Genomic DNA, 13,011 nt, shown 5'->3' on the forward strand with positions numbered 1-13,011 from the left:
GAGGCGTGCTCGACGGCCTCCAGCTGGTCGGCGAGGACCGACTTGGAGTCGTGCAGCAGGCGGCCGACGAGGGTGGACTTGCCGTCGTCGACGGAACCGGCGGTGGCGAACCGCAGCAGGGTCGTCTCGGTGAGTTCCGTGGTCGTGCTCATGCTTAGAAGTACCCCTCGCGCTTACGGTCTTCCATCGCGGCCTCGGACAGTTTGTCGTCGGCGCGGGTCGCACCGCGCTCGGTCAGCCGGGACGCGGCGATCTCGGCGATCACCTGCTCCAGGGTCACCGCGTCCGAATCGACGGCGCCCGTGCAGGACATGTCACCGACGGTCCGGTAGCGGATGAGCCGCTTCTCGACGGTCTCCCCGTCCTTCGGCCCGCCCCACTCGCCCGCGGTCAGCCACATGTTGCTGCGCAGGAACACGTCACGCTCGTGCGCGAAGTAGATCTCGGGCAGCTCGATGCCCTCGCGGGCGATGTACTGCCAGACGTCCAGCTCGGTCCAGTTGGACAGCGGGAACACGCGGACGTGCTCGCCGGGAGCGTGCCGCCCGTTGTAGAGGTTCCACAGCTCGGGCCGCTGCCGGCGCGGGTCCCACTGCGAGAACTCGTCCCGCAGCGAGAACACCCGCTCCTTGGCCCGGGCCTTCTCCTCGTCGCGCCGCCCGCCGCCGAACACGGCGTCGAAGCGCTCGCTCTGGATCTTCTCCGTCAGCGGCAGCGTCTGCAGCGGGTTACGGGTCCCGTCCGGACGCTCCTTCAGCACACCCCGGTCGATGTAGTCCTGCACCGACGCGACGTGCAGCCGCAGCCCGTGCTTCTCGACCGTGCGGTCGCGGTACTCGATGACCTCGGGGAAGTTGTGCCCGGTGTCCACGTGCAGCAGCGTGAAGGGGACCGCCGCGGGGGCGAAGGCCTTCAGTGCCAGGTGCAGCATGACGATGGAGTCCTTGCCGCCGGAGAACAGGATCACCGGCCGCTCGAACTCACCCGCCACCTCGCGGAAGATGTGGACGGCCTCGGACTCCAGCGCGTCCAGATGGGAGAGCGCGTACGGCGAGGCCGTGCCCTCCGCCACGGTGGCAACGGTCGTCATGCCAGTCCCCTTTCGGTGAGCAGCGCGTGGACCGCGGCCGCGGACTCCTGGACGGTCTGGTGCTGCGACTCGATGCGCAGGTCGGGCGAATCGGGCTCCTCGTAGGGGTCGTCCACCCCGGTGAGCCCGGTCAGCTCGCCCGCCGCCTGCTTGGCGTACAGACCCTTCACGTCGCGTACGGAGCACACGTCGACCGGCGTGGCCACGTGCACCTCGATGTAGGGCGCCCCGCCCTCCTGATGGCGCTTGCGCACCGCCTCGCGGCTGTCGGCGTAGGGCGCGATCACCGGGACCAGCGCCTTGACGCCGTTGCGGGCGAGCAGTTCGGCGAGGAAGCCGATGCGCTGCACGTTGGTGTGCCGGTCCTCGCGGCTGAAACCGAGGCCCGCGGAGATGAACTCGCGGATCTCGTCGCCGTCGAGCACCTCGACGAGGTGGCCCTCCTCGCGCAGCCGGCCGGCCAGCTCGTACGCGATGGTGGTCTTGCCGGCACTCGGCAGACCCGTGAGCCAGACGGTGGCTCCGGTCGTCACGTGTGTCTCCTGAATCGTCGTCATCCGTGCAGCCCGCACTCGGTCTTCGCGCGCCCCGCCCAGCGGCCGGCGCGCGCGTCCTCGCCCGCCAGCACCCGGCGGGTGCAGGGGGCGCAGCCGACGGACGCGTAGCCGTCCATCAGCAGGGGGTTCGTCAGTACGCCGTGCTCGGCGACGTACGCGTCCACGTCGTCCTGGGTCCAGCGGGCGATCGGGGAGATCTTGACCTTCCGCCGCTTCTCGTCCCAGCCGACGACCGGGGTGTTCGCCCGGGTCGGGGACTCGTCGCGGCGCAGACCGGTCGCCCAGGCCAGGTAGTTGGCGAGGCCCCGCTCCAGCGGCTCGACCTTGCGCAGCTTGCAGCACAGGTCGGGGTCGCGGTCGTGCAGCTTGGGGCCGTACTCCGCGTCCTGCTCGGCGACCGTCTGCCGCGGGGTGAGGGTGATGACGTTGACGTCCATCACGGCCTCGACCGCGTCCCGGGTGCCGATGGTCTCCTCGAAGTGGTAGCCGGTGTCGAGGAACACCACGTCCACGCCGGGCATGGCCCGGGAGGCGAGGTGGGCGACCACCGCGTCCTCCATGGACGAGGTCACGCAGAAGCGCTTGCCGAAGGTGTCGGCCGCCCACTGGAGGATCTCCAGCGCGGAGGCGTCCTCCAGGTCGCGGCCCGCCTGCTCGGCGAGCGCCTTGAGATCCTCGGTCGTACGTTCTTCCTTCACCGCGGTCATGTCTCGTCTCCCCCTGCTTCGGAGTGCTGAAGGCCCCGGGCGAGCAGCCCGAGGAACTTCAACTGGAAGGCCCGGTTGCACGCGCCGCATTCCCACGCGCCGTGACCTTCCTCGGACGGGCGGAGATCCTCGTCGCCGCAGTAGGGGCAGTAGAAGGGGGCGGCCCGCTCACTCATGAGAGGGCCTCCTCGGACGCACGGGAGGCCCAGGCGGCGAACCGCTCGCCCTCCTCGCGCTCGGCCTGGAACCGCTTCAGGACCCGCTCGACGTAGTCGGGCAGCTCCTCCGAAGTCACCTTCAGGCCACGGACCTTGCGGCCGAACCCGGCCTCCAGGCCCAGCGCGCCGCCCAGGTGCACCTGGTAGCCCTCGACCTGCTCGCCCTTGTCGTTGAGGACCAGCTGGCCCTTGAGACCGATGTCCGCGACCTGGATACGGGCGCAGGCGTTCGGGCAGCCGTTGAGGTTGATGGTGATCGGCTCGTCGAACTCCGGGATCCGGCGCTCCAGTTCGTCGATCAGCTGGGAGCCGCGGGCCTTGGTCTCGACGATGGCGAGCTTGCAGTACTCGATGCCGGTGCAGGCCATGGTGCCGCGCCGGAACGGGGACGGCTTGGCCGTCAGGTCCAGCGCCTCCAGGGCCTCGACCAGCGGCTCGACCTGCGCCTCCTCGACGTCCAGCACGATCATCTTCTGCTCGACGGTCGTCCGCACCCGGCCCGAGCCGTGCGCCTCGGCGACCTCGGCGATCTTCGTGAGGGTGGCGCCGTCGACGCGGCCGACGCGGGGCGCGAAACCGACGTAGAAGCGGCCGTCCTTCTGGCGGTGCACACCGACGTGGTCGCGCCAGCGGTTGGTGGGCTCGGCGGGCGCGGGCCCGTCGACCAGCGTGCGCTTGAGGTACTCGTCCTGGAGGATCTGGCGGAACTTCTCCGGACCCCAGTCCGCGACCAGGAACTTCAGCCGGGCGCGGGTGCGCAGGCGCCGGTAGCCGTAGTCACGGAAGATGCCGACCACACCGGCCCAGACGTCCGGGACCTCCTCCAGCGGCACCCAGGCGCCGAGCCGGACGCCGATCTTCGGGTTGGTGGACAGGCCGCCGCCGACCCACAGGTCGAAGCCGGGGCCGTGCTCGGGGTGCTCGACGCCGACGAAGGCGATGTCGTTGATCTCGTGCACGACGTCGAGCAGCGGGGAGCCGGAGATCGCCGTCTTGAACTTGCGCGGCAGGTTGGAGAACTCCTTGCTGCCGATGTAGCGCTCGTGGATCTCGTCGATCGCCCAGGTGCCGTCGATGATCTCGTCCTCGGCGATGCCGGCGACCGGCGAGCCGATGACCACGCGCGGGCAGTCGCCGCAGGCCTCGGTGGTGGACAGCCCGACCGCCTCCAGGCGGTTCCAGATCTCCGGGACGTCCTCGATGCGGATCCAGTGCAGCTGGATGTTCTGCCGGTCGGTGATGTCCGCGCTGCCGCGCGCGAACTCCTGGGAGATCTCGCCGATCACCCGCAGCTGCTGGGTGGTGAGGCGTCCGCCGTCGATCCGCACCCGCAGCATGAAGTACTTGTCGTCCAGCTCCTCCGGCTCCAGGATCGCGGTCTTGCCGCCGTCGATCCCGGGCTTGCGCTGGGTGTAGAGGCCCCACCAGCGCATACGGCCGCGCAGGTCGTTGGGGTCGATCGAGTCGAAGCCCCGCTTCGAGTAGATCGTCTCAATGCGTGTCCGCACATTGAGACCGTCGTCGTCCTTCTTGAACTGCTCGTTGCCGTTGAGCGGGGTGTAGTGCCCCATCGCCCACTGGCCCTCACCGCGGTGACGGCTCACCTTGCGGCGGGGAGTCGCGGCGGCAGGGTTCTGCGGGGTGGCGGCCATGGTGATTACGTCCTTCGGGACAGGCGGAAATTCGGCTCTGACCTGCGCGTTCGGGCGCATGGGCATACGTGCGCGTCGTTGCGCCGGATGAGAGGGAATGTCAGAAGATGTCGGCTGTGCTGCGGCTCGTCAGCACGCCGGACAGATGGCGCTGGACATGCGGCCGAGGTCGACGTGCCGCCGACTCACCAAGGCAATTCCAGTTCCAGACATGACGGAAGCGTGGCACGGCAATCTGGACACAGTCCAGCTTCGTCCACGATACGGACATCCTTGTCCCGAAATGCGAGACAAGGGTGTCGTCGATCACATCGGCTGCCGAGTGTCTTGTCCATGCAGGTCAGGCGCGGTATGCCCCGGGCCAGGGACCGGGCGCGGCCACCTCTGCCTGCTCCTCGACCTTGGTGTCGAAGAGCTTGAAGCCCCGGCGCAGGTAGTTGTCCATCGCGTGCTTCCCGTCCAGGCTGCAGGTGTGCAGCCAGACCCGCTTCGTCGTGGCCAGCCCCGGCCAGCGTTCCGCGAGGTCCCAGGCGCGGGCGGCGCCGTACGACAGCAGGTGCCCGCCGATCCGGCGGCCCCGGAAGGCGGGGATCAGCCCGAAGTAGACGATCTCCACGACCCCGTCGTCCTGCGGCTCCAGCTCCACGTACCCGGCGGGCGTGCCCCGGTCGTACGCCACCCACGTCTCCACGCCCGGCCGCGCCAGGTGCTCCTCCCACTGCCCGTACGACCAGCCCAGCCGGTCGATCCAGCGGATGTCGCCGCCGACGGACGCGTACAGGAATCGGCTGAACTCGGGGGAGGGCACCTCGGAGCGGACGATCCGCACGTCCCCGTCGGGCGCGGCGGCCGGGAGGACGTCGGTCGGGGCGGTCTGCTCCAGGGACCAGGTGGTCACGGGGATGTTCGTCATGCCCGCCAGGGAATCATCCGCGCCGGAGATCTGTCGATCGCGATCTACGGAGGTCTGCCGTCCGCGCTCTAGTCCTCGTCGTCGTCCAGGGCCCGGTCGACCGAGCTCAGCGGCAGCGCGTAGAGCATCCGGCCCGACTGGGACCAGACCTCGCCGGTCTCCTCCCAGTAGGACAGGGAGCCCGCCCGGCCGCTCCAGCACTGGTTCGACTCGTCGGAGCCGCACTCGGTGGCCTGCGCCTCGCGCGAGGTCTGCCGCCAGAGTGTGCCGCGGCCGTCCCGGGTGTCGGACGCGCGGTCCAGATACCAGTTCTTCCCGTACGACAGGACACCGCTGACGCCCGTGGTCTTCGTCTCGTACGCCTGCGTCGCGACCGCGCGTCCGGCCGCGTCGGTGGCCAGCAGGCCGGCGCGGGCCGGGTCGCTGCTGAAGGCGTAGCGCCACAGCCGGGTGTGCCGGTCGCTGTCCGCGGCCACCCGCTCGCTCGCCACCAGGCTGTCCGGCGCGGTGCTGCGGTCCAGGGAGATCGCCGCGGCGCTCGGGGTCTTGCCGGTGAGCCGGTACGAGCCCACGGCCGGCAGTACGTACCGGGCGCCGTACGCCGACCAGCCGCCGCGCACCTTGCCGACCCGGCCGCTGTCCACGCCGGCCCGCTGGATGCGGTGCAGGTCGTAGACGTAGAGGCCGTCGGCCGTGGTGACCAGCAGCTTGCCCTGGTACCAGACCAGGCCGGAGACGGTGGAGGCGAGCCCGCGGTAGTCGCGGCCGCCGTCGACCGGGACGGTGAGCAGCACCCAGGTGTAGGTGAGGTGGGCGGGGTCGTCCGCGTTCACGAAGGCGACCCGGGCGAGGCCTGCGCGGCCCGCCGTCCCGGTGTCATGGGTCCAGCCGGAGAGGATCACCCGCTGCTCGCCCCAGTGGCCGTCGTCGTCGGCGTCCCCGGAGGTGGTGACCGCGCCGGCCCGCCAGCCGCGGGTGTCGGCGGCGTCCCAGCAGTACGCGCGCGTGGCGACCGGGACCACGGGCAGCGCCGAGCGGTCGGCGTTCGTGCAGTCGGCCGGGACACGCAGCGAGCGGTCGGCGTCGTCCAGCACGGCCCGCACACCGACGGGCTTGCCCATGGAGGCGGACAGCCGGTCGAGCGTGGCCTGCGGAACCAGCCGCTCCTGCAGCCGGAACCCGGCGGCGGACCCGGTGAGCTCCTTGACGCCTGCGTCGGCCTTGCTCACCGTGGCCTGCGAGGCGCTGATCATGGTGGCGGCCGCGGTGAGCGCGAGGGCCGTCCCGGCGAGGAAAGCGCGCAGCGCCCTGCCCCGCTTCTGCCGACGGTGCCGGCCACGCTGCTTCATAGGTCCTCCCGAGGCGAGCCAACTGCGTTCATTGGTCCGTGTGTTGACCAAAGGAGCAGGTGGGGTGGCCCGTAGAGGGATGCTACGGCAGTCCGGCGCCTACGGGGACGAAGACCTTGCAATTATGCGGAAGATGACGCCTCTTTGCCCCGTGATGTCACTCCGGGAGACGGGGTGGACACGCTCCGGGCGTGCGGCAGCAGGTCGTGCGGGTCGGCCGGCAGGAGCACCTCGATCTCCGCGTCCTCGGCGAAACGGTAGGGCCGGTGTTCCAGCAACCCCCCGAGATAGCGCCGTATTCGGGACATCTCGGCGCGCACGGTCACCGTACGGGCCGGGTCGCCGAACACGTCCTCGGCCAGCCCCGCCGCGCTGCGCCCGTCCCGGTGCAGGGCCAGCAGGTACAGCAACTCCGCGTGCCGGGGGCTCAGTTCGTGGCTCCAGGAGCCCGCGTACCCGGTCGCCGTCACCGACCAGCGGCGCGGCTGGGTCAGGTCGAGCACGACCCGGGTACCGACCCGCGGCGCCGGTTCGTCGCAGGCCCGGATCAGCCAGCCCTCGCCCAGCGGCTCCACCGAGCACGGCCCGAGCGGCGACAGCCACCGGCGGCCCGCCGACAGGGACTTGGGCAGGGACATCCGGTTCATGTACGGCATTCCGGTCACCGCGGCCGTCCAGCCGTCCCGGTCCACCGCCAGCGCCCGGCCGCCCAGCCGGGACAGCACCGGGGCGGCCACCGCGCGCAGCCGCTCCAGCGAGGTCAGATGCAGCTCGCGCAGCCGGGCCTCGGCGAGCTTGGCCACCGAGTCGACCCAGGCCAGCGTCGCCGGGTGCATCGTCTCCAGCGGTCCGCTGACGTCCACCACGCCGAGCAGCCGGCCGTCGCGCGGGTCCGTGATGGGGGCGCCCGTACACGTCCAGGTGGTCTGCGAGCGGACGAAGTGCTCGGAGGCGAAGACCTGCACGGGCCTGCGCACCACCGCCGGTGTACCGATGCCGTTGGTCCCGACGACGTCCTCGCTCCAGTCCGCGCCGAGTTCGAAGCCCAGCCCGTCGGCCCGGCGCAGCACCGGCGAACTGCCCTCCCGCCACAGCACCCGGCCGTCCTCGTCGGCGACCACCATGATGTGGTGGGCGACGTCCGCGACCGACAGCAGCCCCTCGCGCAGCACCGGCATGACGTGCCGCAGCTCGGTGGTCTCCCGGCGCCGGCGCACCTCGTCGGTGGACAGCAGCCCGGAGCGGCGGTCGTGTTCGGGATCGATGCCGCCGCGCAGCATGCGCTCCCAGGACTGCTCGATCACCGGGCGCGGCGCGATCGGGGCGCGCTGCCCGGCGAGGGCGGCCGACCGGACCTCGCTCAGTACCCGCGCCGCGCGCGCCGTGTCGACCACGGCGAGCTGGGCGACGTCCGTCGGCGAGAGCGCCACTGGTCCTCCCCGGAGAAGGGTTCGGGACAACCGTTTCCCGTCGTGTTTCGGACACGGGAGCCGGAGTCGGTCCTGACTGTCCGTCTCATAGTGCCTTTCGTAGCTGACGCACGGGCGCGGTCCGGCCACAGACAGCAGCAAGTTGCAACCCCTTGCAACCCTGGTGCAACGCTCACGGCTTGTTTGAATATTGAGCGACGCCGTCCCGAGCGGCGTTCGCGGCCTCGAACGGGCCAGTGGCGGGGGTGGTGCCGTGTCGGCGCAGCACCACCCCCGCACTTTCATGTCCGCAGGTCAGACCGGGCGGGCCCGCTCCACGACCGAGGCCAGGCCGAGGGTGTGCGGCAGGGTGCCGAAGGCCGCGCCCCCGTCGCCGCCCAGCCGGGCCGCGCAGAAGGCGTCGGCGACCTCGGGTGGCGCGAACCTGACCAGCAGCGAGCCCTGGAGCACCAGCGCCAGCCGCTCCGTCAGCCGCCGGGCGCGGGCCTCGATGCCCTCCAGATCGGCGAGTTCGGTCAGCAGGCCCTTGATCGCGCCGTCGAGCCGGTGGTCGGCACCGCGCGCCCTGCCGACCTCCTGCAGATAGGCGTTGAGGGCCTGCGGCTCGCGCTGCAGCACGCGCAGCACGTCGAGGGCCTGGACATTCCCGGCGCCCTCCCAGACCGAGTTGAGCGGCGACTCGCGCACCAGCCGGGGCAGCCCCGACTCCTCGACGTACCCGTTGCCGCCGAGGCACTCCGCGGCCTCGACCGTGACCGGCGTACAGCGCTTGGTCACCCAGTACTTGGCGGTCGGTACGGCGATCCGCAGCAGCGCCCGCTCCTGTTCGCCGCCGTCGTCGTAGGCGGCCGCCAGACGCAGCGCGAGGGTGGTCGCCGCCTCCGACTCCAGGGCCAGGTCGGCCAGCACGTTGCGCATCAGCGGCTTGTCGACGAGCTTCGCGCCGAACACCTCCCGGTGCGTGCAGTGGTGCACGGCCTGGGCGACGGCCTGCCGCATCAGCCCCGCCGAGCCCAGCACGCAGTCCAGCCGGGTCGCCGCCACCATGTCGATGATGGTGCGCACCCCGCGGCCCTCCTCGCCCACCCGGCGGGCCCAGGTGCCGGCGAACTCGACCTCGGCGGAGGCGTTCGAGCGGTTGCCGAGCTTGTCCTTGAGGCGCTGCAGGAGGAAGGGGTTGCGCGAGCCGTCCTCCAGGACGCGCGGGACGAGGAAGCAGGTGAGTCCCTCCTCGGCCTGCGCGAGCACCAGGAAGCCGTCCGACATGGGCGCCGAGCAGAACCACTTGTGCCCGGTCAGGGTGTACGTACCGGCCTCGGCGAGCGGGGTCGCGGCCGTGGTGTTGGCGCGGACGTCGCTGCCGCCCTGCTTCTCCGTCATGCCCATCCCGAACAGGGCGCTGGGCTTGAGGTGGGCGGGGCGCAGCTCGCGGTCGTAGATGGTGGAGGTCAGCCGCGGCTCCCACTCCCCGGCGAGGGCGGGGTCGGCGCGCAGCGCGGGGACGGCGGCGTGGGTCATCGACAGCGGGCAGAGGTTGCCGGCCTCGACCTGGGTCCAGACCAGGAACGCGGCCGCTCTGCGGACATGGCCGCCGGGGCGGTTCCAGGCGGCGGTGAGGCCCGCGGCGACGCCCTTGCCGAGCAGGCGGTGCCAGGCGGGGTGGAAGTCGACCTCGTCGACACGGTGGCCGTAGCGGTCGTGGGTGCGCAGCCGGGGCGGGTGCTCATTGGCCTGGACGCCCCACTCCTGCACCTGGGCGGACCCGGAGGCCCGGCCCAGGGCGGCGAGCTCGCCGTGCGCCTCGTCGAGGACGGGTGGCGGGAGATGGCGGTCGACGGCGGAGGTGAGGACCCGGTCGGCGGTGTAGACGTCGTAGCCGACCAGAGGCGGGGCCTGGTTCGACACGGTGTGGGTGCTGCCTGCCATGTCGCGAACGTACAGCACAGCCAGCCCGTCTGGGGGTGCCTCCTTTGGGGGAGTTTGAGGACAAGGCCCCTTCAGGGCCGATCGGGGGTCCAGGGGGCGGAGCCCCCTGGAACAGGACGGGTCACGCCGACCGGGCCATCGCGGCCGCCGGCTCGGTCTCCGTCACGTCCGCCGGCCACCCCGCCCGGTACACCGTGTCCAGATACCGCTCCCCGAGATCCGGAGCGATCGCCACCGAGACAAGCCCCGCATGGCCATGGTCCGCGAGCCACCGACCCGCACCGCTGACCACCGTGCCCGTGGACCCGCCGAACAGGAACCCCCGCGCGGCCAGCCGCCGGCAGGCCAGCACCGCGTCCGTCTCGTCCACCCGGATCAGCTCGTCCACGTAGGACTCGTCCAGCAGGGCCGGCGGGACGCTCGTGCCCAGCCCCGGGATCAGCCGCCGGCCCGGTGCCTGGCCGAAACTGACCGAGCCGACGCTGTCGACGGCCACGATCCGCACCCGGCGCCGCCACTGCCAGAACCAGCGGGCGCAGCCCATCAGCGTCCCGGTCGTGCCCGCGCCGACGAACAGCACGTCCAGGTCGGGGAAACGGCGGGCGATCGCGGGCGCGGTCGTGCGGTAGTGGGCCTTCCAGTTCCCCTGGTTGGTGTACTGGTTGAGCCAGACGTATCTGTCGTCGGACGCGCACAGCGCGGCCACATACGCCATCCGCGCCCCCAGGAAACCGCCGCGCACATCCGGCTCCTCGATGACGTGCACCTGGGCGCCCAGCGCCTCCATCAGCCGTATCGTCGGTTGGTTGCAGCGCGCGTCGGTCACGCACAGAAACCGGTATCCCCGGCTCGCCGCGATCACGCTCAGCGCCACGCCGAGATTGCCGGACGAGGACTCGACCAGCACGGAACCGGGCCGCAGCAGCCCGTCCCGCTCGGCGGCGTCCACCATCTCCGTGGCGGCCTTGAGCTTGATCGAGCCGGCGAAGTTGAAGCCCTCGCACTTCAGGTACAGCGGCAGCCCCAGCGCCGCCCGCAGGTCGACGTAGAGCTCGTTCTCGTTGAATTGAACGGGATCGGAAATGACGGGCATGCTGCCCCCCTCCTCATGCGTCACGAAGCCCGGCCGGTCAGCCGTACCGGCGCAGCTCGTGGAAGAACCCGTCGACGACATGCAACCCTCCCCTGCGGGCCACTTCGTCGTGGACGAACCTGCCGACCGCGAGGTCGAGCACCCCCAGTCCGAACGGCGAGAACACCACCGTCCGGTCGGCCGGGACGGTGGACCGCCCGGTCAGTACGTCGTTGAGCGTGCCGTCGAGGAACTCCCGCCCACCGGTGAGCTGTTCGGCCAGGTGCGGCGAGGTCTGGGCCTTGAGGCAGTGCTCCACGTCGTCCACGTAGTTCGCGGACGCCAGCAGGATGTGCGGGTCGAGGTCGCGCAGCGAGACGTGCAGGACGAGCGGGTGGTGCGCGAACCAGGACGGGTCGTGGATGTACGGCTCGGACGCGACCGTGGCGAACACGATCAAGTCGCTTGCCCGGACCAGGGATTCGGGGCTGTCGTGCACGGTGACCTTGCCCCCGGCGCCGGTGCGCTCCAGGTAGGAGCCGAAGCCGGCCGCGCTCTCCGGGGCCAGGTCGTGCACCCCCGTCTCCTCGAACTCCCAGCCCGTGGCCGTGAGATGCGTGTGGATGTAACGGGCGATCAGACCCGTGCCGATGAAGCCGACCCGCGTCGGGCGCGTCCGGGTACGGCTCAGCCGGTCGGCCGCGAGGGCCGCCGAGGACGCCGTGCGCGTCGCGCTGATCACCGAACTCTCCAGACAGGCGTACGGGTAACCGGTTTCCGGGTCGTTCAGGATCAGCACCGCCGAGGCGCGCGGCAGGCCCGACCTGGTGTTCTCCGGGAAACTGGAGATCCACTTCAGGCCGTCCACCCGCAGCGGTCCGCCCAGCGAGGCGGGCAGCGCGATGATCCGGGAGCCGGGCCGGTCCGGGAAGCGCAGGAAGTACGAGGGCGGGTTCACCGAGTCGCCCTCCCCGTGCAGCCGGTACACGGCCTCGACGAGCTCGCCGATCTCCGGCTCACGGCCACCCAGGGCCTCGACGACCTGCTCTCCGGAGACGACCGAGAAGGACGGTGCGGGTGCTGCGGTCATGCGGTCCTCACCTCGACGGTCGGTGCGCAGTCGGTCAGTCGTACGGGATCCCCGAGCGCGGCCAGCACCTCGCGCGGGCCCTCGAAGGGCTCGCGGCTGTGCGCCGTACGGATGTTGTCGACGAGCAGCAGGTCGCCGGCGCGCCACGGCTCGCGCAGGGTGTGCGCCTCGTACACCTCGTTGATCGTGGCGACGATGTCCTCGTCCAGCGGATCGCCGTTCCCGAAACGGGTGTTGAAGGGAAGCCCGTCGGGGCCGTACACGTCGACCAGGTACTCGCGGACCTCGGGGTCCATCGTCCACTCGTTCAGGAAGGCGATCTGGTTGAACCAGCAGCGCCGCCCGGTCACCGGGTGGCGGACCACCGCGCTGCGGTGCTGCCGGGTGTGCAGCGAGCCGTCGTCCTGCCAGGCGAAGTCGATCGCGTGGCTGCGGCAGTAGCGCTCGACGGCCGCCCGGTCCTCGGTGCCGAAGGCCTCGCCGACCGAGGCGCCGATCTCGTCGTTGTACGTCCGGGTCAGCAGCCAGCCCTCCCGCTCGAACCGCTCGACCAGCGCGGCGGGCAGCGCCTCCAGCACGGTCGGTCCGTCCGCGACGGCGGTCGCGCCGCCCGTCTCCGGGGCCACCAGGCACGCGAAGAGCAGCAGGCCCGGGAAGTCCAGGGAGTAGCTGAGCTCGTGGTGCATGCACATCTGCTGGTTGGGCGGCCACTTGGAGGAGGAGTACACGCCGTCCGCGTAGGAGCGGCGGGGAGCGAAGGGCTCCCGGTCGGCCATCAGGCCGTCGGTGAGGTGCCGGAACACGGCCTCCGTGGCCGCGGGCCCGGTCAGCGCCAGCCCGCGGACCAGCAGGCTGCCGTGCTCGGCGACCGCGGCCCGCAGCGCGGCGCGGTGCTCGGCGGCCCAGCTCACCGGGTCGTCGGCCGACTTCGCGTACAGGAGAGGTGGTCGGCCCGGAGCCGGTTCCACGTCCGGTAGAAGGGTCGGAGAGTGCGACATCGTGCGGGT

The 13,011-nt window shown here is 71.4% G+C and carries 13 protein-coding genes; all 13 read right to left on the bottom strand.

Going from position 1 to position 13,011, the window contains the following annotated elements:
* Nucleotides 1-154 precede the first annotated feature (154 nt).
* The 13 genes from cysD to ABZ848_RS26860 all read right to left on the bottom strand — a co-directional run bounded on the left by cysD (nucleotide 155) and on the right by ABZ848_RS26860 (nucleotide 13,002).
* The gene (gene cysD / locus ABZ848_RS26800; protein ID WP_360835896.1) at nucleotides 155-1,090 is read right to left on the bottom strand and encodes a sulfate adenylyltransferase subunit CysD; all 936 of its coding nucleotides are present in this window, start codon (nucleotides 1,088-1,090) and stop codon (nucleotides 155-157) included.
* Nucleotides 1,087-1,623 (bottom strand): adenylyl-sulfate kinase, encoded by a 537-nt coding sequence (gene cysC, locus ABZ848_RS26805; RefSeq protein ID WP_360835897.1) that lies wholly within the window; start codon nucleotides 1,621-1,623, stop codon nucleotides 1,087-1,089. The genes cysD and cysC overlap by 4 nt, the downstream gene beginning before the upstream one ends.
* Before the next feature lie 20 nt (nucleotides 1,624-1,643).
* Nucleotides 1,644-2,354, bottom strand: coding sequence for a phosphoadenylyl-sulfate reductase (locus ABZ848_RS26810; protein WP_360835898.1), 711 nt, complete (start codon nucleotides 2,352-2,354; stop codon nucleotides 1,644-1,646).
* Complete coding sequence (locus ABZ848_RS26815; protein WP_360835899.1) at nucleotides 2,351-2,530, bottom strand: hypothetical protein; 180 nt, start codon at nucleotides 2,528-2,530, stop codon at nucleotides 2,351-2,353. The genes ABZ848_RS26810 and ABZ848_RS26815 overlap by 4 nt, the downstream gene beginning before the upstream one ends.
* A complete protein-coding gene (locus ABZ848_RS26820; protein ID WP_360835900.1) occupies nucleotides 2,527-4,224 on the bottom strand; it encodes a nitrite/sulfite reductase in 1,698 nt (565 codons plus the stop codon). Before ABZ848_RS26820 ends, ABZ848_RS26815 begins: the two co-directional genes overlap by 4 nt.
* A 129-nt stretch (nucleotides 4,225-4,353) precedes the next feature.
* On the bottom strand, nucleotides 4,354-4,437 hold the full coding sequence (locus tag ABZ848_RS26825; protein ID WP_313904670.1) for a putative leader peptide: 84 nt from the start codon (nucleotides 4,435-4,437) through the stop codon (nucleotides 4,354-4,356).
* Nucleotides 4,438-4,564: 127 nt separating this feature from the next.
* On the bottom strand, nucleotides 4,565-5,137 hold the full coding sequence (locus tag ABZ848_RS26830; RefSeq protein ID WP_360835902.1) for a GNAT family N-acetyltransferase: 573 nt from the start codon (nucleotides 5,135-5,137) through the stop codon (nucleotides 4,565-4,567).
* Between the two features lie 68 nt (nucleotides 5,138-5,205).
* Nucleotides 5,206-6,486 (bottom strand): hypothetical protein, encoded by a 1,281-nt coding sequence (locus ABZ848_RS26835; RefSeq protein WP_360835904.1) that lies wholly within the window; start codon nucleotides 6,484-6,486, stop codon nucleotides 5,206-5,208.
* Between the two features lie 122 nt (nucleotides 6,487-6,608).
* Complete coding sequence (locus ABZ848_RS26840) at nucleotides 6,609-7,916, bottom strand: GAF domain-containing protein (protein ID WP_360835906.1); 1,308 nt, start codon at nucleotides 7,914-7,916, stop codon at nucleotides 6,609-6,611.
* Nucleotides 7,917-8,210: 294 nt separating this feature from the next.
* A complete protein-coding gene (locus tag ABZ848_RS26845; RefSeq protein WP_360835907.1) occupies nucleotides 8,211-9,842 on the bottom strand; it encodes an acyl-CoA dehydrogenase family protein in 1,632 nt (543 codons plus the stop codon).
* Between the two features lie 121 nt (nucleotides 9,843-9,963).
* Nucleotides 9,964-10,935, bottom strand: a complete 972-nt coding sequence (gene sbnA, locus ABZ848_RS26850; protein ID WP_360835909.1) for a 2,3-diaminopropionate biosynthesis protein SbnA — start codon at nucleotides 10,933-10,935, stop codon at nucleotides 9,964-9,966.
* 37 nt (nucleotides 10,936-10,972) lie between these two features.
* Nucleotides 10,973-12,004, bottom strand: coding sequence for a 2,3-diaminopropionate biosynthesis protein SbnB (gene sbnB / locus ABZ848_RS26855; RefSeq protein ID WP_360835910.1), 1,032 nt, complete (start codon nucleotides 12,002-12,004; stop codon nucleotides 10,973-10,975).
* A complete protein-coding gene (locus ABZ848_RS26860; RefSeq protein WP_360835912.1) occupies nucleotides 12,001-13,002 on the bottom strand; it encodes a TauD/TfdA family dioxygenase in 1,002 nt (333 codons plus the stop codon). The genes sbnB and ABZ848_RS26860 overlap by 4 nt, the downstream gene beginning before the upstream one ends.
* Between the last annotated feature and the right edge of the window lie 9 nt (nucleotides 13,003-13,011).

This window comes from Streptomyces sp. NPDC047081 (assembly GCF_040643775.1).
Lineage (GTDB): Bacteria > Actinomycetota > Actinomycetes > Streptomycetales > Streptomycetaceae > Streptomyces.

Coding starts and splice junctions, on each gene's coding strand:
- ABZ848_RS26845 (WP_360835907.1), bottom strand. CDS start 9,842: ATGGCAGGCAGCACCCACACCGTGTCGAACCAGGCCCCGCCTCTGGTC.
- ABZ848_RS26835 (WP_360835904.1), bottom strand. CDS start 6,486: ATGAAGCAGCGTGGCCGGCACCGTCGGCAGAAGCGGGGCAGGGCGCTG.
- ABZ848_RS26820 (WP_360835900.1), bottom strand. CDS start 4,224: ATGGCCGCCACCCCGCAGAACCCTGCCGCCGCGACTCCCCGCCGCAAG.
- ABZ848_RS26860 (WP_360835912.1), bottom strand. CDS start 13,002: ATGTCGCACTCTCCGACCCTTCTACCGGACGTGGAACCGGCTCCGGGC.
- sbnA (WP_360835909.1), bottom strand. CDS start 10,935: ATGCCCGTCATTTCCGATCCCGTTCAATTCAACGAGAACGAGCTCTAC.
- ABZ848_RS26815 (WP_360835899.1), bottom strand. CDS start 2,530: ATGAGTGAGCGGGCCGCCCCCTTCTACTGCCCCTACTGCGGCGACGAG.
- cysD (WP_360835896.1), bottom strand. CDS start 1,090: ATGACGACCGTTGCCACCGTGGCGGAGGGCACGGCCTCGCCGTACGCG.
- ABZ848_RS26830 (WP_360835902.1), bottom strand. CDS start 5,137: ATGACGAACATCCCCGTGACCACCTGGTCCCTGGAGCAGACCGCCCCG.
- sbnB (WP_360835910.1), bottom strand. CDS start 12,004: ATGACCGCAGCACCCGCACCGTCCTTCTCGGTCGTCTCCGGAGAGCAG.
- ABZ848_RS26825 (WP_313904670.1), bottom strand. CDS start 4,437: ATGTCTGGAACTGGAATTGCCTTGGTGAGTCGGCGGCACGTCGACCTC.
- ABZ848_RS26810 (WP_360835898.1), bottom strand. CDS start 2,354: ATGACCGCGGTGAAGGAAGAACGTACGACCGAGGATCTCAAGGCGCTC.